Origin of the sequence: Streptomyces sp. NPDC048436 (genome assembly GCF_043200355.1) — a bacterium.
Lineage (GTDB): Bacteria > Actinomycetota > Actinomycetes > Streptomycetales > Streptomycetaceae > Streptomyces.
The window spans coordinates 996,763-1,014,614 of the sequence record NZ_JBICXP010000002.1 but is presented as its reverse complement, the minus strand read 5'-3'; the positions used below and the strand labels follow the sequence as shown (position 1 = coordinate 1,014,614).

Below are 17,852 nucleotides of genomic sequence, written 5' to 3'. Positions count from 1 at the left end.
CCGCCGGAGGACGCGTGTTGACGTACGGACAGGTCAGTCGTGGACGGCTACTCGCTCCTCTTCGGCCTCTCGCTGTACGGACTTCACGACCAGGACGGTCTCCTGCGTACGCCGCGTGCGCAGCCCGGTGAGGGTGATGAGGAGACCGGCGACGGCGATCGCCGTGACCACGATCAGGCCGGGCCGGTAGCTGTCGAGCAGGGCCTGTGGCGAGGCGTCGGCGCCGTGGGAGGACGCGGTGATCACCGCCGTGACGACGGCGAGGAAGATCGCGCCGCCCACCTGGATCGAGGTGTTCAGGAGGCCCGACACCATGCCCTGCTCGTCGTCGTCCACGCCGTTGGTGGCCTGGATGTTGAGCGAGGGGAAGACCAGGGCGCACGCGAAGCCGAGCAGGATCATGGACGGCAGGACCATCGACGCGTACGACGGGGTCAGGCTGACACGCAGGAACAGCACGTACGAGGCGACGAGCAGGACGAACCCGGCCACGATGACCCGCGGTGTGCCGAAGCGGTCGATGACCGAGCCGACCTTCGTGGACGACAGGGCGACCAGGGCGCCCGCGGGCAGGAAGGCGAGCGCGGTCTCAAGGGCCGACCAGCCGAGCAGCGTCTGGAAGTACTGCGTGGCGATGAACTGGAAGGAGACGTAACCGCCGAAGAACGCCATCGCGCCGATCTGCGCCCGCAGCTGTGGTCCCGAGCGCAGCACGCCGAGGCGGATGAGCGGGCTCGCGGTGCGTAGTTCGATGCGTACGAAGACGGCGAGCAGCGCGGCCGCGACGAGGAACGACAGGAGAGTGCGGGCCGACGCCCAGCCGGCCTCGGGTGCCTCGACGACGGTGAAGACGAAGAGCAGCATCGCCGCGGTGCCGGTGACGGCGCCCGGTATGTCGTAGCCGCCGGTGTTCTTCTCGCGGGCGCTGCGCGGGATCAGCTTGAGTCCGGCGATCAGCGCGATGACGGCGATCGGCGCGGGCAGCAGCATCGTCAGGCGCCAGCTTGCCTCGGTGAGCAGTCCGGACAGGACGAGGCCCATGGAGAAGCCGGTGGCGGCGCAGGTGGTGTAGATGGTGAGCGCGCGGTTGCGGACCGGGCCCTCGGCGAACGTCGTGGTGATGATGGAGAGGCCCGCGGGAGCGGTGAACGCGGCGCTCAGGCCCTTGATGAAGCGGCTCGCGATCAGCAGCGGGCCGGAGTCGACGAACCCGCCGAGCAGCGAGGCGAGCGCGAAGACGGCGAGCGCGATCAGGAAGACCCGGCGCCGCCCGAGCAGGTCGGCGGCCCGGCCCCCCAGGAGCAGCAGGCCGCCGTAGCCGAGGATGTAGCCGCTGACGACCCACTGGAGGGTCGAGGTGGAGAGGTTCAGTTCGGAGCCGATGGAGGGCAGCGCGACGCCGACCATCGATACGTCGAGTGCGTCGAGGAACATCGCGGCGCAGAGCACGAGCAGAGTGCCCCACAGGCGCGGGGACCAGCGCTCCGGGGGCGCGGAGGCAGCTGTGAGCGGAGAAGTCATGCGGAGCAGAGTACATGCACGTGCATTGAGTGCAAGCGCATTTAATTCCAACGCAACAAAGGGCGTTTTCTCTGCTACCGTGCGATGTCATGGCGGCGAATCAGGCCGAGCAAGGGCTCGTGGACCAATGGCGCGACATCCTCGCGGTGCACGCGCGCACTCTCTGCGCGATCGACCGTGCCTTGCATGAGCATGGCCTCGGGGCGAGCGACTTCGAAGTACTCGACGTACTGACCGAGGGCACGGCGGACGACGGCGGCGACGCTTACCGCGTGCAGGACATCGCGGGCCGGGTGCACCTGAGCCAGAGCGCGCTGTCCCGCCTCGTCGGACGCCTGGAGAAGGACGGCCTGGTCTCGCGCGGCATGTGCAGCGAGGACCGGCGCGGAGTGCGGGTGTGCCTCACGGACAAGGGCCGCGACCTGCATGCGCGAGTGCGACCCCTGCAGCGTGCGGTCCTTGAGGAGATGCTCAGGGAGCCGAGCGCACGCTGATCCGCGCCCGGCCCCCCTCTTGAGTCCCGCAAGTCCTACACCCCCGCTTTCTCCTGCCACAGAGCGGCGAGCGCGCTGTCGCCGCTGACCTGCGGGAACGGCGCGCGGTTCCACAGCGCGAGATAGAGCCGCGCGGCAGGGCCGGACAGTTCACAGTCCGCCTCGCCCACCGCACCCCGCTCCGTGACGGGCGGCTCCGCGGAGAGACGTACGGTCCACACGGCATCGTCCGCGTCTGTCGCGCGCACACGCAGAACCCGGGGCTCTGCCGTTCGCGCCCTGCTGCGCTCGCGGGCGTGGAATCCGCGGAGCAGCTCGTCGATCCCGTCGGCGCCGAAGTCCGTGCGAAGCGGCGACAGCGCGCCTCCCCGCGCGGACTCGGCGTCCACGCGGTGCACCGCCGTCTCGTTCGCCTGCCGCCGCGCCCAGAAGGCGAGCGGTGACGGCGCGGGCAGGAAGGCCCAGCACTCCACGTCGTGCGGTGCGGCGGACAACGTGGCGACCAGGGCGGCGTGGCCCTCGCGGTACCAGGCGAACAGCGCGTCCCCGTCCAGGTCGGGCGGGTCGCCCAGTGGCTGGCGCGAGCTGCGTCCGGTGGCGACGTACTGCGCGGCCCAGCGGTGCACCGTGCCTATGTGTCCCACCAGGTCGCGCACCTGCCATGCGGGACAGGTGGGCACTTTGGCGTCGGGCCCGGCCGCTTCGGCGGCGCGCGCCAGCAACTGACCCTCTTCGTCGAGTATTTGGATGTGCTCGGCAATGTCCATGACGGTGATTCTCGCCGATGGAGTGCGGTTGAGGGGTGCATGCGAGGGTCGGCTGGATCAGGTGCCGGCGCCACTGCCCTCAGCGGCGGGTCGTGTAGCCGATCACCGCTGCGATGCCCGCCAGAGCCGCCACGCTGGTGAGGGCCGTGGGCAGGGTGAACCAGTCGGCCATGAAACCGATGGCCGGTGGGCCGAGCAGCATGCCGCCGTAGCCGAGTGTGGAGGCGGTGGCGACGCCGCTGGGGCCCGCCAGTGCACCGGCGCGTTCGACGGCTACGGGGAAGATGTTGGCGAGTCCGAGCCCGGTGATCGCGAAGCCCAGGAGCGCCAGCCAGATGGAGGGGGCGAGCGCGCCGAGGAGCATGCCGGCGGCGGCCGTGGTGCCGCCGGCCACGAGGATCGGGGTCTGGCCGAGCCGTTCGAGCAGGGTCGTACCGCTGAGTCGGCCGATCGTCATGGCGAGCGCGAAGCAGGAGTAGCCGGCGGCGGCGACGCCGGGGTGGGCGTTGAGGTCCTGTTCGAGGTGGAGCGCGCCCCAGTCGGCGAGTGCGCCCTCGCCGAACGCCGTGCACAGGGCGATGAGGCCGAAGACGAGTACGAGTCCGCGGGTGCGGCCGTCGAGGCGCCGCGGAGTTCGGCCTTCCGCGTCGTGCTCGTCGGCCGGGGGCGTCGGGGGTTCCAGGCGCAGGAGGGTGCGGCCCGCGACTGCGGTGACGAGCAGGCCGATCACCGTGAGGCCGAGCAGGTGGCGCGTGGGAGACAGGGAGCCCGCTATCAGTCCGCCGACTCCCGCGCCGACCATGCCGCCCAGGCTGAAGGCGGCGTGGAAGCTGGGCATGATCGGACGCCGCAGGGCGGCCACGAGGTCGACGGCGGCGCTGTTGAAGGCGACGTTGATCCCCCCGTAGGCGGCGCCGAAGACCAACAGCACCGCGGCCAGTGCCGCCGCGGAGTGGGTCAGGGGAGGCAGCGCGACGCTCAGCGACAGCAGCACGGCGCAGACGACGGTGACCGGATGGCTGCCGAAGCGGCGGCAGAGCCGTCCCGTGAGCGTCATCGTGATCACGGCACCGGCGGAGACCCCGAGCAGCGCGAGCCCGAGGTCGCTGGCTGACGCGCCGGTCTGTTCCTTGATGGCGGGGATGCGGACGACCCACCCGGCGAAGATGAAGCCGTCGAGCGCGAAGAAGACGGTGAGTGCGACACGGAGCCGGGCGAGGCCCGGTGGGGTGGCCCGCGACGCTGCGGACGTGGTTTTGTTTAGGAGCGGCACAAAGTCAGAGTAGGGGCGTGCCCCGGCCGCGTACAAGACAGTTTGTGTGAGGCGGGGGTCACCGGTGAGCGGAAGTTTTCGTGGGGCGGCGGTCACCGGTGGACGGAGGGTTCTCGTGAGGTGGCTGTCGCCGGGGGGGCGGAGGATTCTCGCGAGGTGGCGGTCACCGATCGACGGAAGTGTTTCGTGAGACGCAGGGGAAGGGTGGCGGAAGGCCGGTGGACGGGCAGATGACGACTGAACGGCGAGGCGGCGTACGGATCATGGGAGACTCGCCCTCATGAACGGCAAGGCTTCCCCCCGCGCCGAGGGGGATCTGTCCACGCGTACGCGCCTGGAGCGAGGGCGCGGTGCGCTCGGTCCCGCGCTTGAGCTCGTCCACACCGGGCGAGCCCCGACCCGTGCCGTGCTCACCGCCGAACTCGGCGTCACCCGCGCCACGGCGGGCGCCGTCGCCGCGGAGCTCGAAGCGCTCGGTCTGATCAGGATCGACGCGCGGCCGAGCGCCCCCGCGGGTTCGCAGGGTCGCCCCTCGCACGGCCTGTCCATCGCGGAGGACGGGCCGGTCGCTCTCGCGGCGCAGGTGCACTCAGACGGTTTCCGGGCCGCGCTCGTGGGGCTCGGCGGTCGCATCGTCGCCACCGCGCCCGGCTGCGAGACCATCGACGCCGACCCGGCGCAGGTGCTCGGCTCGGTCATCGACGCGGGTGCGCAACTCCTGCGCGAGACCGGCAGGCGCTGCGTGGGCGCGGGCCTCGCCGTGCCGTCGGCCGTGGCCGAACCGGAGGGCACCGCGCTCAATCCGCTGCACCTCGCGTGGCCCGCGGGCTCGCAGGTCCGGCAGATCTTCGCCGACTGTGTACGGGACGCGGGCATCGCGGGTCCGGCCTTCGCCGCCAACGACGTCAATCTCGCCGCGCTCGCCGAGCACCGGCACGGCGCGGGACGCGGGGCCCGCGACCTGCTCTGCGTGGCCACCGGGCACCGTGGGGTCGGCGGCGCCCTCGTCCTCGACGGGCGTCTGCACACGGGCAGTTCGGGTCTCGCCCTTGAGGTCGGTCACCTCACCGTCAACCCCGAGGGCCGCCCCTGCCACTGCGGCAGCCGGGGCTGCCTCGACGTGGAGACGGACCCGCTGGCCTTCCTCACGGCGGCGGGCCGCGCACCGGCTTCCGAAGGGCTGTTGCAGCAGGCGTTGGACCTGCTCCGTGGCGCGGGCGGCGACCCCGCTGTCCGTGCCGCCACCGAGGAACTGATCGACCGGCTCGGCCTGGGGCTCGCCGGCCTGGTGAACATCCTCAACCCGGACCGCATCGTCCTGGGTGGCCTGCACCGCGCGCTCCTTGAGGCCGACCCCGAGCGGCTGCGCGCCGTCGTCGCCGACCGGAGCCTGTGGGGGCGCAGCGGCGGCGTACCGATCCTGGCCTGCACGCTGGACCACAACAGCCTGGTGGGGGCCGCCGAGCTGGCCTGGCAGCCGGTGCTCGACGACCCCCTCGGGGCGCTGGGCTGAAGCTGCCCTAGACGCGGGAGGACGCCTTCGCCTCCCGCGGGCTCTGCGGGTCAACGCTCTTACCGGCAGGGGCGGTTCGCCCGGCACGCAGCCGCCGCAGGTCCGGTACCAGGGTGAGGAGCCCGAGCCCGGCCAGCGCGGCGCCGATCCACAGGGGCGCCCGCAGGCCGAACGTATCGATGGCGGGTCCTCCGACGGACGTCGCGATGATGATGCCGAGGGTGATGAACGAGGAGTGGACCGTGTTGACCAGCGGCCGGGCGTTGCCGGTGCGCTGGACGCGGGTCACAAGGGCCGGGTTCATCGTGACCCCGACGAGGCCGATGCCCATCATCAACGCCACGGCGGGCACGCTCAGTTGGGCGAGTACGGCGAAACCGGCGAGGAACCCCAGATTGAGCAGCAGACCGATGAGCAGGACCGGAACGGTGTGCCGGTCGGCGAACCTGCCGACGATGGTGTTGCCGACGACGGTGGCGGCGCCGTACGCGATGAGCAGGAGAGGGACGGTGCCGGTGGAGAAGCCGGTGACCTCGGTGAGGATCGGGTTGAGGTAGCTGAAGGCGGAGAATGTGGCGCCGATGACGAAGGTGCTGGTGGTGAGCGTCAGCCAGAGCCGGGGGCTGCGGAAGGCGCCGAGTTCCTGACGCAGGCTGCCACCGTCGTCCTCGATGCGCTCGATACGCGGCACTCCGGCGAGGGTGGCCAGCGCCGCGAGGACGGTCAGGCCGGTGATGGCCCAGAACGCGGCGCGCCAGCCCAGGTGTTCACCGATGACGGTGGAGAGCGGAAGGCCGAGGAGGGTGCCCAGCATCAGCCCGTTGAGGGCCACCGCGATGGCCCTGCCCCGGACTTCGGGGCGGGTGAGCTGCGCGCACAGGGAGATGGAGACGCCGAAGAAGGCCTGGGAAGCGATGCCGGTGATGACGCGGGCGACGAGCATGGTGCGGTAGTCAGGGGCGAGGGCGGCGAGCACGTTACCCGCAAGGAAGATGGCGAACAGGACCAGCAGGGCCTGCTTCTGACGCATTTTCAGCAGCCCGATGGTGAGGAAGGGGCCGCCGAAGGCCATCGCCACGGCGAACGCGGTGATCAGGTAGCCGATCTCCGGAATCGTGGCGTGGAGGCCTTCGGCCATCTGCGGCATCAGGCCGGCGACGACGAACTCGCTGGTCACCATGGCGAAGATGCCGAGGGCCAAGAGGTATACGGCGCGGGGCATGGGGCTCCTGTCAGAGGTGGGTCGTACGGGGTGGGTCGCACGAGGGTTGTGCACTGGTCGGTACAAAACGCGGGCATGCCGGAGGGGGTGCGGGCCTGGGGGGCGGCCCGGCTTCGACCCGGCTGCGGCCGGGCTGCGCAGGTGAGGCGTCGGCTAGCGGGTCAGCGCGTCCAGGGCGGTCTCGGTGATGGCCTCCAGGGCGGCGCGGTCGGCGCCGCCCTGCGCCGCGATGCGCATGCCGCCGATGATGGCGTTCAGGAAGCGGGCGAGGTCGCCGGGGTCCCGTGGGGAGGTGATCTCGCCGCCGCTCTGTCCGGAGCGGATGACGGCGCTGATCGCGGTGAGCCGCACCGCGAGGTCACGCGCGAGCAGTTCGGCGGCCTCGGGGTCGCGCCCGGCCAGTTCCACGGTGGTGTTGACGGTCAGGCAGCCGATGCTGTGCCCGTCCTCGCGGCATTCGAACTCGGAGTCGACGACGCGGGCGAACAGGGCGCGGAGGCGCTCCAGCGGGGAACGCTCCGCGTCCTCCAGGATGCCGACCTGGGTGGACGTCATGGCGTCCATGTACCGGGCCAGGGCTCGCAGGAAGAGATCGTGCTTGCTGCTGAAGGTGTTGTAGATGCTGCTGCGGCCCAGGCCGGTGGCGTCGCACAAGTCCTGGGTCGAGGTGGCTTCGTAGCCGTTCGCCCAGAAGGCGCGCATCGCCGCGTCCAGGGCCCGTTCCTCGTCGAAGGTTCTCGGTCGGGCCATGTCGGTACGGTACCGGTTTTGGAACGCCCAGTGCAATACGGATGGGGGGCACCGAAGGACCGGCGTTACTGCCCCAGGCCCCGCTCCCCTCCATACTCCCACTCCACCGCGAACGCCCGCGCCGGATTCACCGTCAGCATCCGCTCCACCACCCCTGCCCCCACGGCGAGTTCGAGCCGCGGCCGGACCCTGCGCAGCAGATACGGCAGCCCAGGACCGCCGTTCACCGAGCGGGCCGCGGACGTCGTCGTGTCCCCGCCGAGCAGCAGCTGGTCCTCGAAGCCTGCCTCGGTCAGGGCCAGGACGGCTTCCGGCATGCGCCAGTCCGTGGCGTGGTTCGCGCGGGAGGGGCCGTCGAAGGCGAGATAGGCCCCGGCCTGCGCGGCCTCGCGGTGGACGGTCAGGTCGGGGGAACGGTTGAGGTGGCCGAGGATCACCCTCCCCGCCGGTGCGCCCAACTCCCCGCACAGCACGTCGAGTACGTCCAGCGCGCCGGTGCCGAGCTCCAGGTGAACGGCGATGGGCGCACCCGTCGCCCGGTGTGCCTCCGCCGCCGCCTCCATCGTCCAGCGGGCGTGCGCGTCCAGGCCGTGGAAGCCGCCCGCGACCTTGATCATCCCTGCCCGTACGCCGGTGTCGGCGATGCCCTTCGTCAGCTCCCGTACGAAGAGATCCGCGAGCCCGTCGGCGCGCAGCCGCGTCAGCAACTCCGGTGTGTAGTGGACTGCTTGATGCAGTCCCGTCGCGGCGACGATCCGCACACCCGTCGTCCGGGACAGGCCGGGCAGTTCACTCGCGTGGCGCCCCATCCCGTGCGGGGTCCACTGGATCAGACTCTCCCCGCCCACCGCCCGGAAGGCCGCCAGTTCTTGAGCCGCAAGGTCTGCTGAGTCCAGCTCCTGGTCAGGGAGTTGAGGGCTCGTCAGGAAGAGGTGGTCGTGCGCGTCGCAGACGCCGAGGTCCGTGGGTGCGATGTCACCGAGTACGGTGCGCACCGCGCTCACCACTGTCGACCCTGGGGGAGGAGGCCACGCTCCGGGGCGGAGAGGTGAAGGACCTGGAACACGTCACCCTCGCCCTTCGGCGCATCGTGGTCCCAGACGGAGAAGTGCAGTGCCTCCCACGTCCTCGGGTCGATGGACACGGCGGCGTAGAGAGCCCCGTCCTGACGCGCCAATCTCTGTGCCTCGTGGGCTAGTTCGTCCGCGAGGCCGCCCAGGTGAGTACCGGCCGGGATGCGCATCCGGCGACGAATCGCGGACTTCGCGGACTTCGCCGACTTCGCGGACCTCGCGGGCGTGCCCGAAGCCGCGCCCTCCGCGAACGCGATGCCCGCCCAGTGCTGTACTTCCGGTCGCCCGAAGTCGTCGACGATGCCCTGGAATCCGGGGCCCCAGAGGAAGGAGTTCATGCCCTCGGGGGTGTTCCAGAGGTAGAACGGCGCGTACTGGTTCACGGGGGAGCCGTCGACTCCTCGCTCGCGTATCAGATAGGCCTTGGCGCCAAGGCCTGGGTAGTTGTCCATGAGGTGGCCCTTGGTCGCCACGCGGTCGCGGATGACGCCCATGTCGTAGTCGGCCGGAAGGGTGATCTCGTACTGCATCGCGTGCATGGTTGTTCGCTCCTCAGGGTCGTGCTGCCGGATACGCGTCGGCGCCCACGGTGATGCGCGGGCCTCTTCAAGTCCGTGGCGCAGGCGGGGTGGTGGCGGCGAAGAGGAGCGCGAGGAGGCCGCGTACCGCGGTGTCGAAGGCGGCGGGGGCTCCCGAGGCGCGGGCCAGTACGTAGCCGCCCTGGACCGTCGCGACGACCGTCGCCGCGATCGTCCGCGGATCGAGCGTGGCCGCGAACTCGCCCCGGGCCTGGCCCTCTTCGACGATTCCGGTGATCCGGTCCCGCAGCCAGTCGAGCGTCTCGGTGACGGGCGCGCGCAGCTCGTCGCTCGCGATGACGTCCGGGTCCATCGTCAGCCGCCCGACCGGGCAGCCGCGCAGCACGTCGCGCTCGCGCAGCAGATACGCCTCGATGCGTTCGTACGCCGAACCGGTGCCGCCAAGGACGCCCTCGGCCGTGGCGCGCATCTCGTCCGCCGTACGCCGGATCGCGGCGAGCGCAAGGTCAGGCTTTCCAGCGAAATGGTGGTACATACTGCCCTGTCCGGCGCCCGCGTGCTGCTGGATCGCCTTGGGGCTCGTACCGACGTATCCGCGCTCCCACAGCAGTTCACGGGTGGACTCGATCAAGCGCTCCGGAGTGCTCATGTCCTGACTGTACATACTAGTAGGTACAGAGGTCCAGGCCCCTGCTGCCACCACCGGGAGCAGCGCCGAACAGCCCACGTACTCCCCACGTGGTACGCGAGCTGCCGCTGGCCGTACGACGACTCGGACCCCCTCGGAGGGCGAGTCTCAAGGCATCGAAACAACCACCGCACATCGCGGCAACGCTCCCAAGGAGATGGACCCCATGAACACCCTGGCTCACTTCGACGGCGGACCCGGCCCGTGGATCCTGTTCTTCCCGCTCATCTGGGCAGCCGTCGTCATCGGAAGCATCACCCTCCTGCGCCGTACCGTGTGGCGTGGCCGCCGGGCGCCGTGGCAGCGTGGCGGTGCCGAGCAGAACGTACGCATCGACGAGAAATCGCCCATCGCCGTGCTCGGCCGGCGCTTCGCCTCGGGTGAGATCGACGAGGACGAGTACTGGCGGCGCCTCTCCGTCCTGAACGAGGAGTTCGGGCGTACCTCCAAGGGCGGTACGGCATGACCACCGCCATCGGACGCCGCGGCGCCACCACCGCCGACGCCGCCCGCGTCACCGACGCCGTCAAGGTCTACGGCCGCGGAGACACCGCCGTGCGGGCCCTTGACGGGGTGAGCGTCGGCTTCCCGGCCGGGCGCTTCACCGCGATCATGGGCCCGTCGGGCTCCGGCAAGTCCACTCTGATGCACTGCGCCGCGGGCCTGGACACCCTCACCTCGGGGGCCGCCCACATCGGCGACACCGAGCTGGGCGCGCTGGACGACCGGCGGCTTACGCTCCTGCGCCGCGACCGCATCGGCTTCGTTTTCCAGGCCTTCAACCTGGTCCCGACGCTGACCGTCGCCGAGAACATCACGCTCCCGATGGATCTCGCCGGGCGGCGCGGCGAACGCGAGTGGACCGACGCCCTCATCGATGTCGTCGGGCTGCGCGACCGGCTCCACCACCGGCCCGCCGAACTCTCCGGCGGGCAGCAGCAACGCGTCGCCGTGGCGAGGGCGTTCGCCGGTGCGCCGGACGTCGTCTTCGCCGACGAACCGACCGGCAACCTCGACTCGCGCTCCGGCGAGGAAGTACTCCGCCTCCTCGGCCGCGCGGTGCGCCAGATGGACCGCACCGTCGTCATGGTCACCCACGACCCGGTGGCCGCGGCCCACGCCGACGAGGTCGTCTTCCTGGCCGACGGCCGCCTCGTGGACCGGATGCAGGACCCGACCGCGGACAAGGTCCTCGACCGGCTCAAGGCGTTCGACGCGCGGGCGGCGGCCGAGTCCGGTACCGCATTGCGTACGGAAGGGGCCCCGTCATGAGCTCCCCGAACTCCCCAGAATCCCCGAGATCCCTCAACTCCCCAGACTCCCCGAGCTCCCCGAGTCCCCTGAACTCCCTGAGCGCGTCCGCGCGCATCAGCCTCTCCTCGCTGCGCGGCCACAAGCGGCGCTTCGCGGGTACGTTCCTCGCGGTCATGCTCGGTGTCGCCTTCCTGGCGGGCACGCTCGTCATGGGCGACACCCTGCGCGGCAGCTTCGACACGATGTTCGGCAACGCGACGAGCGGCACCGACGCCGTCGTCCGCAGCGCCGACACCATCACCACCCCCGACGACAGCCAGGGCACCCGGCAGCCCGTCAAGACCTCGCTGGCCCGGAAGATCGAGCGGACCGAAGGCGTCGCCGCCGCCGCCCCCAGCATCCAGGGCGCCGGTCAACTCCTCGGCAAGGACGGCGAACCCATCGGCGGCAAGGGCCCGCCCACCCTCGCGGGCAACTGGATCGACGACGGCAAACTGAACGCCTATCAGCTCAGCGAAGGCCGCGCCCCCGCCAAAACCGGCGAAGTCGTCGTCAATCGCGGCGCCGCCGACTCCGGCGGCCTGAAGGTCGGCGACACGACCACGCTGCGCACCCCCGACCCCGTCAAGGTGACGATCGTGGGCCTCGCGACCTTCGGCGGCGAGGACGGCATGGCGCAGACCACCTTCACCGGCATGACGCAGACCGACGCCGAGAAGTACCTGACGCCGAAGCCCGGCGAGGCCGCCTCCATCCAGGTCAGGGCCGGACCCGGAATCAGCGAGCAGGAGCTCGTGGACGCGCTGAATCCCGTACTTCCCAAGGGAGTTGAGGCGATCACCGGCGAGGCGTCGGCGGCGGAGAACACGGACAACATCTCCGGTCAGTTCCTGACGCTCTTCACCAGCTTCCTGCTCGTCTTCTCCGGGATCGCCCTGCTGGTCGCCACCTTCAGCATCCACAACACCTTCGCGATCGTCGTCGCCCAGCGCACCCGCGAGAACGCGCTCCTGCGCGCGCTCGGTGCCTCGCGCCGCCAAGTCACCGCCTCCACCCTCGTCGAGGCGAGCGTGGTCGCCGTGGTCGCGTCGGCCGCGGGTCTCGCGGGCGGCATCGGGATCGCGGCCGGGCTCCAGGCGCTCTTCCCCGCCATCGGATTCCCCTTCCCCGAGGGCGACTTGGTGATCAGCGGTCTCTCGATGCTGCTGCCCCTGGCCGTCGGCATCGTCGTCTGCCTCGGCTCCGCCCTGTTGCCCGCCGTACGCGCCGGACGCACGGCGCCCCTCGCCGCCCTGCGCGAGACCGCTGTCGACCACTCCGGGGCCTCGCGGCAACGCGCCGTCACCGGCACGGTCCTCGCGCTCACCGCCGTCGCCCTCGCGCTGACCGGCGTCTTCGTCAGCCCGTCCGTGTGGCTGGCAGGGGCCGGAGCAGTCCTCGCGCTCGCCGCGTTCGTGGTGCTCGGGCCCGTCGCGTCCTCGCGGGCCGTACGCATCATCGGCGGGCCCCTCGACCGGCTGCGCGGCGTCACGGGCAGGCTGGCCCGCCGCAACGCCCTGCGCAGTCCCAAGCGGACCGCGGCCACCGCGAGCGCGCTCATGATCGGTGTCGCCGTCGTCTCGCTCTTCACGGTCTTCGGCGCCTCGCTGAAGGCGACCATGGACGAGACGGTGAACCGCTCCTTCGCGGGCGACCTCGCCATCAGCACCCCCGGCTTCGGCGCGGGCGGCAGCGGACTCAGCCCCAGGCTGGCCCCCGCGCTCGCCGAGCAGCCGCAGGTGGCGACCGCGGTCGGCCTAGGCAAGGGCACGGCGGAGGTCGACGGGAAAGGCCGGGCCCTGACCGTGACCGACCCGGGCCCCTTCGCCAAGTCCTTCGACCTCGGCAAGGTGGACGGCTCGCTCGGCGCGCTCGGCACCAACGGCATCGCGATCACCCGGGAGGAGGCCGGCAAGCAGGACCTGAAGGTGGGGTCCACGGCGCAACTCGCCTTCGCTGACGGCAAGAAGGACACCTTCACGGTCCGGGCGCTGTACGGCCGCTCCGAGCTGGCGGGGGACTACGTCATCACCCGCGAGGCCTGGGCGCCGCACCGCGCACAGGACGCCGACAGTCTCGTCTCCGTCACCTTCAAGGACGGCGTGAGCGCGGACGACGGGAAGGCGGCGGTCTCCAAGACCGCGCAAAAGTACGGCAACCCGGACGTGCAGACCCGGGGCGAGTACGCGCGGTCGGCCGCAGGCGGCATCGACATGATGCTCACGCTGGTCTACGCCCTGCTGGCGCTTGCGGTCCTGATCGCACTGCTCGGCATCGCCAACACCCTGACCCTCGCGATCCACGAACGTACCCGTGAACTCGGTCTGTTGCGTGCCGTCGGGCAGACCAGGGCGCAGCTGCGGGCCATGGTCCGCTGGGAGTCGGTGCTTGTCGCCGCCTTCGGCACGGCCGGCGGACTCGCGCTAGGCGGGTTCCTCGGCTGGGTGCTCGTCAAGGCCTCGGACGGCGCGACGAGCAGTGCCTTCGCGTTCGCGGTGCCACCCGTGCGGCTCGCGGTGGTGGCCCTGGTGGGCCTGGCGGCGGGAGCCCTCGCGGGTCTGCGTCCGGCGCGGCGGGCCGCACGCCTGGACGTGCTGCGTGCCATCGCCACCGAGTGACGTAGCGCCCGGCCCACGCGGAGCCTGTCACCGCCCGGTCAGCCGACAACGGCCGACCGGGCGGGAGTGTGTCCGGGCGCGTGGCCGTCGGCGATGGTGTCCGGCACGGTTTCCAGGTCCGCGAAGGGGCCCGCCGTGGTCGCGCCGTACACGGGGTACGTGGGCGGCAGGGCGACGGCAGGGGCGGGGGCGGGGGCGGCCGGGAGGGTGAACCAGACGACCTTGCCCGTGTCGCCGTGGGGGCGTACCCCCCAGCTCTCGCTGACCGCGGCGATCATCGCGAGCCCGCGGCCACAGGTGGCGAACGGCTCCGCGACGCCGACCTCGGGAAGGCGCGGGTCGTTGTCGTGCACGGAAACCGTGAGGCGGTCGAGCAGCAGCTCGATCTCCACGGTGCATCCCTTGTCCGGCTGTGCGTGCCGGTGCACGTTGGTCAGGAGCTCGGTGACACCGAGCGCGGCCCGGTCTATCAGCGGATCGAGACGCCAGTAGCGCAACTGCGCCGATACGATCCTGCGGACCTGGCCGATCCGCGACGGCAGAGCCTGGAGCTCTACGGTGCAATACCTGCTTGGCTGGCTGATCACGGCTGCGACTCCCCGAATTGCGGTCCGGAAGAAGACGACGATCGGATTCAGCAGCGGCCGCGGGGTCTGCCGGCTGCTGTTCGTAGCCGGCGGGCTGGTTCGCAGCGTCATCGCCGGTGAACCCAGAGTGATGTGAGACCAGAGTGACTCAGGGGGTGCGGGCGTGCAACTCGCACCGTTCTCAGCCCGGGGCGCGCGGCCCCCTCAAGCGCCCGGCCGACGGCCTGAGGCGCTGCGCACCGCGTCGATGAACCTGCGCACCGTGGGAGGTCCCGGCTCGCCGGGCGCCGGCTCGTGATCGGCGAGGGTCAGCCGGTAGCGCGTGCCGTTCAGTTCGGCCAGCGCGCGGTCGTCGGCGGCGAACCACGGCTTGCCGGCCCGCACCGTCTGCACCGGCGCGCTGTCGATCTCGCTGCCGTAACTGGTCAGCAACTCGAACCTGCCGTCACTGATGCGGACTTGACCCGCCCGCGTGAGGGAGCGCAGTCGCTTTCCGATCCGCACGCCTGTGGCCGTGAAATCCGGCTCCGCCATGACGTTCCGCCCCCTTGAGCGCTTCGGTAAGTCGTTGAGTACGGGACCGCCGTCCCGTGCGGTGCAGTCTGCACGCACCGGGCGTCGAGCACCAGTACGTATGTAGACGTGCGCCAAGCAGGACATATTCCCTTCCCCTGTGTGCCGTGTCTACGCGTCACCCGGCTGCGCCAGGTGTGCCTTTGAGGTGCTCAAAGGTGTGTTTATGCAGGTGAGAAGCGTGCGGAAGGTGATTATCATCGAGACGTCCGGCCCGCTGAGAGCGTGGCCCGCCTTATCCCAAGGAGCCACGCGGTGAGCAGTACACAGCAGGATCGAGCCGACGGGCCGATGGCCACCCTCGACGTGGACCGCAGCGACGCGGAGTACCGGTCCTGGCTGAAAGAAGCCGTACGCAAGGTCCAGGCCGACGCCAACCGCTCCGCCGACACACACCTGCTGCGCTTCCCGCTGCCGGAACACTGGGGCATCGACCTGTACCTCAAGGACGAGTCGACGCATCCGACCGGCAGCCTCAAGCACCGCCTCGCCCGCTCGCTCTTCCTCTACGGCCTGTGCAACGGCTGGATCCGGCCGGGGCGCCCGGTCATCGAGGCCTCCAGCGGCTCGACGGCCGTCTCGGAGGCGTACTTCGCGAAGCTGATCGGGGTGCCCTTCATCGCGGTGATGCCCCGCACGACCAGCGCCGAGAAGGGCCGCCTGATCGAATTCCACGGCGGCCAGTGCCACTTCGTGGACGACTCGCGCATGATGTACGCCGAGTCGGCCGCCCTCGCCGTCGAGACCGGCGGCCACTACATGGACCAGTTCACCTACGCGGAGCGGGCCACGGACTGGCGAGGCAACAACAACATCGCCGAATCGATCTACCAGCAGCTGCGCCTCGAGCGCTACCCCGAGCCCGCGTGGATCGTCGCCACGGCGGGCACGGGCGGCACCTCGGCGACCATCGCCCGCTACGTCCACTACATGCAGCATGACACCCGGCTCTGTGTCGCCGACCCCGAGAACTCCTGTTTCTTCGACGGCTGGACCCGGCACGACCCGGAGGCCACCAGCGACTGCGGCTCCCGCATCGAAGGCATCGGCAGGCCGCGCATGGAGCCGAGCTTCGTGCCCGGCGCGATCGACCGCATGATGAAGGTGCCGGACGCGGCGAGCGTCGCCGCCGTGCGTGCCCTGGAACAGGCGATCGGGCGCAAGGCGGGCGGCTCCACCGGAACGGGCCTTTGGAGCTCCCTGAAGATCGTGGCCGAGATGGTGGCCGCGGGTGAGACGGGCAGCGTCGTCACGCTCCTGTGCGACCCGGGCGACCGTTACCTGGACAAGTACTACTCGGACGCGTGGCTGGCCGAACAGGGGCTGGACATCACGCCGTACGCGGCGGCGATCAAGTCGCTCCTTGCGACCGGGTCCTGGACCGAGTAGGCCTCAACGGCCGCGCGCCGCTCAGGCGTTGGCCGCGGTGAGACGCCGGTCGAGGGAGGTGACGGCGTCACGGAAGGCCCGGCCCATGCCCGCCCTGCCGAGCTTCAGGGTGTAGCGGAAGGGCGCCGCGCCGTCAGCGGCGAACGTCCACTGGACGCGCGTGCCGGTCCCGGCCGGGGTGAGCCGCCACTCTTCGAGGAGGGCGCGGGGCCCGGGGGCGTTCGTCTCGTCGACGCGGTAGGCGTACCGCTCGGCGTCGTCCGCCGCGACGATCGTCTCCCTGAAGCGAGTGCCGCCCTTGAGCCGCACCTCGCGGCCCTTGCCACCGTCCGTGGGCCGGCACAGCGTGACCGCGGTGAACCACTCGGGCCAGCCCGTCATGTCGTCGGCGAGGGCGCGGTACACCGCATCGGGCGGCGCGCTCACCTCACGGACGAAGACCAGGCGCAGCGGCGCGGAGTCGACGAACTCGAGCCCCACAGGCCTCAGTCGGCGTGCCATCGAACTCAGCCCCCAAGCGGAATCGGGTCGTTGACCGGGCACCGACACCATAGCTGACAGGCCGTCAGATGTCTGTGGTGCTCCCGGCGTTCCCGTCCTGCCCGGCGTCCACGGACTCCTCCTCGGGCTCGCCCGTGACCACCAGGCGCCGCAGATGCTCGGCGATCTCCGTCCGCGCCGACGCCGGCAGTCCGGCATCCGTCACGAGCGTGTCGACCTGCTCCAGGGTGGCGAACGAACTGAGGCCCACCGTCCCCCACTTGGTGTGGTCGGCGACCACGATGACACGCCGCGCCGACTGCACCAGACGCCGGTTGGTCTCCGCCTCCGCGAGGTTCGGCGTGGACAGACCGGCCTCCGCCGATATGCCGTGCACACCGAGGAAGAGCACATCGAAGTGCAGCGCGCCGATCGCCTGGTCCGCGACCGGGCCGACCAGCGAGTCCGAGGGGGTGCGCACACCGCCCGTGAGAACCACCGTCGCCGCGCCCTGACGCTGGCCCGACGTGCGCTGCGCGGAGTGGAAGACATCCGCGACCCGCACCGAGTTCGTCACGACTGTCAGGTCCGGCACGTCCAGAAGATGATGCGCCAGCGCGTACGTCGTCGTGCCTCCGGAGAGCGCGATCGCCGTGCCCGGCGCCACCAGGGAGGCCGCGGTCCGCGCGATGTCCTCCTTGGCGCTCAGCTCAAGACCCGACTTCGCCTCGAACCCCGGCTCGTGCGTGCTCGCCTCGACCACCGGCACGGCGCCGCCGTGCACCTTCTCCAGGACCCCCTGGCGGGCGAGGGCGTCGAGATCGCGGCGGACCGTCATGTCCGACACACCGAGCTTGCGGGTGAGTTCATTGACACGCACCCCGCCCCGGCGGCGTACCTCATCCAGGATCAAGGCGCGGCGCTGCTCCGCGAGGAGGTTCTGATTCTCACTCACGTCCGTCCCGGCCCTTCTGCCTCATCACACCCATCGCGCCCGTCCGTCGCGCAGCCTCATCCTCGCACGCGTCACCGACACAGGGCCCACCGCCCGAGACAGCGCGCTCACTCGGAA

Annotated in this window: 18 protein-coding genes; 6 read left to right on the top strand and 12 right to left on the bottom strand. The window is 71.0% G+C overall.

Going from position 1 to position 17,852, the window contains the following annotated elements; genetic code table 11:
- Nucleotides 1-33: 33 nt before the first annotated feature.
- Nucleotides 34-1,521 carry an MFS transporter gene (locus tag ACGFX9_RS10965; RefSeq protein ID WP_393468148.1) on the bottom strand — a complete coding sequence of 496 codons (1,488 nt, stop codon included), beginning with the start codon at nucleotides 1,519-1,521 and terminating at the stop codon, nucleotides 34-36.
- Between the two features lie 89 nt (nucleotides 1,522-1,610).
- Here ACGFX9_RS10965 and ACGFX9_RS10960 point away from each other — a divergent pair, with 89 nt between their 5' ends.
- Nucleotides 1,611-2,015: a MarR family winged helix-turn-helix transcriptional regulator gene (locus tag ACGFX9_RS10960; RefSeq protein WP_393468145.1), complete on the top strand. Its 405-nt coding sequence runs from the start codon at nucleotides 1,611-1,613 to the stop codon at nucleotides 2,013-2,015.
- Nucleotides 2,016-2,050: 35 nt separating this feature from the next.
- On the opposite strand, the gene ACGFX9_RS10955 is transcribed toward ACGFX9_RS10960, so the two are convergent.
- Both ACGFX9_RS10955 and ACGFX9_RS10950 read right to left on the bottom strand, forming a co-directional pair.
- A complete protein-coding gene (locus ACGFX9_RS10955) occupies nucleotides 2,051-2,782 on the bottom strand; it encodes a maleylpyruvate isomerase family mycothiol-dependent enzyme (protein ID WP_393468142.1) in 732 nt (243 codons plus the stop codon).
- A 79-nt stretch (nucleotides 2,783-2,861) separates the two neighbouring features.
- The gene (locus ACGFX9_RS10950; protein ID WP_393468139.1) at nucleotides 2,862-4,055 is read right to left on the bottom strand and encodes an MFS transporter; all 1,194 of its coding nucleotides are present in this window, start codon (nucleotides 4,053-4,055) and stop codon (nucleotides 2,862-2,864) included.
- Between the two features lie 280 nt (nucleotides 4,056-4,335).
- On the opposite strand from ACGFX9_RS10950, the gene ACGFX9_RS10945 reads away from it, so the two are divergent.
- Nucleotides 4,336-5,568, top strand: coding sequence for an ROK family protein (locus ACGFX9_RS10945; RefSeq protein WP_393468136.1), 1,233 nt, complete (start codon nucleotides 4,336-4,338; stop codon nucleotides 5,566-5,568).
- Between the two features lie 7 nt (nucleotides 5,569-5,575).
- Here ACGFX9_RS10945 and ACGFX9_RS10940 read toward each other — a convergent pair whose 3' ends face one another.
- The 5 genes from ACGFX9_RS10940 to ACGFX9_RS10920 form a co-directional block, all read right to left on the bottom strand.
- On the bottom strand, nucleotides 5,576-6,790 hold the full coding sequence (locus ACGFX9_RS10940) for an MFS transporter (protein ID WP_393468133.1): 1,215 nt from the start codon (nucleotides 6,788-6,790) through the stop codon (nucleotides 5,576-5,578).
- A 153-nt stretch (nucleotides 6,791-6,943) separates the two neighbouring features.
- Nucleotides 6,944-7,540 (bottom strand): TetR/AcrR family transcriptional regulator, encoded by a 597-nt coding sequence (locus ACGFX9_RS10935; protein WP_393468130.1) that lies wholly within the window; start codon nucleotides 7,538-7,540, stop codon nucleotides 6,944-6,946.
- 65 nt (nucleotides 7,541-7,605) lie between these two features.
- On the bottom strand, nucleotides 7,606-8,544 hold the full coding sequence (locus tag ACGFX9_RS10930) for a phosphotriesterase (RefSeq protein WP_393468127.1): 939 nt from the start codon (nucleotides 8,542-8,544) through the stop codon (nucleotides 7,606-7,608).
- Complete coding sequence (locus tag ACGFX9_RS10925) at nucleotides 8,541-9,152, bottom strand: DUF4865 family protein (protein ID WP_393468124.1); 612 nt, start codon at nucleotides 9,150-9,152, stop codon at nucleotides 8,541-8,543. The genes ACGFX9_RS10930 and ACGFX9_RS10925 overlap by 4 nt, the downstream gene beginning before the upstream one ends.
- A gap of 67 nt (nucleotides 9,153-9,219) precedes the next feature.
- Nucleotides 9,220-9,801 carry a TetR/AcrR family transcriptional regulator gene (locus ACGFX9_RS10920; RefSeq protein WP_393468121.1) on the bottom strand — a complete coding sequence of 194 codons (582 nt, stop codon included), beginning with the start codon at nucleotides 9,799-9,801 and terminating at the stop codon, nucleotides 9,220-9,222.
- A gap of 205 nt (nucleotides 9,802-10,006) precedes the next feature.
- Here ACGFX9_RS10920 and ACGFX9_RS10915 point away from each other — a divergent pair, with 205 nt between their 5' ends.
- From ACGFX9_RS10915 to ACGFX9_RS10905, 3 genes are all read left to right on the top strand, one after another.
- Nucleotides 10,007-10,306, top strand: coding sequence for an SHOCT domain-containing protein (locus ACGFX9_RS10915; protein WP_393468118.1), 300 nt, complete (start codon nucleotides 10,007-10,009; stop codon nucleotides 10,304-10,306).
- On the top strand, nucleotides 10,303-11,112 hold the full coding sequence (locus tag ACGFX9_RS10910) for an ABC transporter ATP-binding protein (protein ID WP_393468115.1): 810 nt from the start codon (nucleotides 10,303-10,305) through the stop codon (nucleotides 11,110-11,112). The genes ACGFX9_RS10915 and ACGFX9_RS10910 overlap by 4 nt, the downstream gene beginning before the upstream one ends.
- A 77-nt stretch (nucleotides 11,113-11,189) precedes the next feature.
- A complete protein-coding gene (locus ACGFX9_RS10905) occupies nucleotides 11,190-13,751 on the top strand; it encodes an ABC transporter permease (RefSeq protein ID WP_393468367.1) in 2,562 nt (853 codons plus the stop codon).
- A 38-nt stretch (nucleotides 13,752-13,789) separates the two neighbouring features.
- On the opposite strand, the gene ACGFX9_RS10900 is transcribed toward ACGFX9_RS10905, so the two are convergent.
- Both ACGFX9_RS10900 and ACGFX9_RS10895 read right to left on the bottom strand, forming a co-directional pair.
- Nucleotides 13,790-14,338, bottom strand: coding sequence for an ATP-binding protein (locus ACGFX9_RS10900; RefSeq protein WP_393468112.1), 549 nt, complete (start codon nucleotides 14,336-14,338; stop codon nucleotides 13,790-13,792).
- Nucleotides 14,339-14,542: 204 nt separating this feature from the next.
- On the bottom strand, nucleotides 14,543-14,872 hold the full coding sequence (locus tag ACGFX9_RS10895) for a hypothetical protein (RefSeq protein WP_393468110.1): 330 nt from the start codon (nucleotides 14,870-14,872) through the stop codon (nucleotides 14,543-14,545).
- Between the two features lie 330 nt (nucleotides 14,873-15,202).
- Between ACGFX9_RS10895 and ACGFX9_RS10890 the strand changes: the two genes are divergently transcribed.
- Nucleotides 15,203-16,300 (top strand): PLP-dependent cysteine synthase family protein, encoded by a 1,098-nt coding sequence (locus ACGFX9_RS10890; protein WP_393468364.1) that lies wholly within the window; start codon nucleotides 15,203-15,205, stop codon nucleotides 16,298-16,300.
- A gap of 21 nt (nucleotides 16,301-16,321) precedes the next feature.
- On the opposite strand, the gene ACGFX9_RS10885 is transcribed toward ACGFX9_RS10890, so the two are convergent.
- Nucleotides 16,322-16,801, bottom strand: coding sequence for an SRPBCC family protein (locus tag ACGFX9_RS10885; protein ID WP_393468107.1), 480 nt, complete (start codon nucleotides 16,799-16,801; stop codon nucleotides 16,322-16,324).
- Between the two features lie 64 nt (nucleotides 16,802-16,865).
- A complete protein-coding gene (locus ACGFX9_RS10880) occupies nucleotides 16,866-17,735 on the bottom strand; it encodes a DeoR/GlpR family DNA-binding transcription regulator (protein WP_393468103.1) in 870 nt (289 codons plus the stop codon).
- Nucleotides 17,736-17,852: the final 117 nt, after the last annotated feature.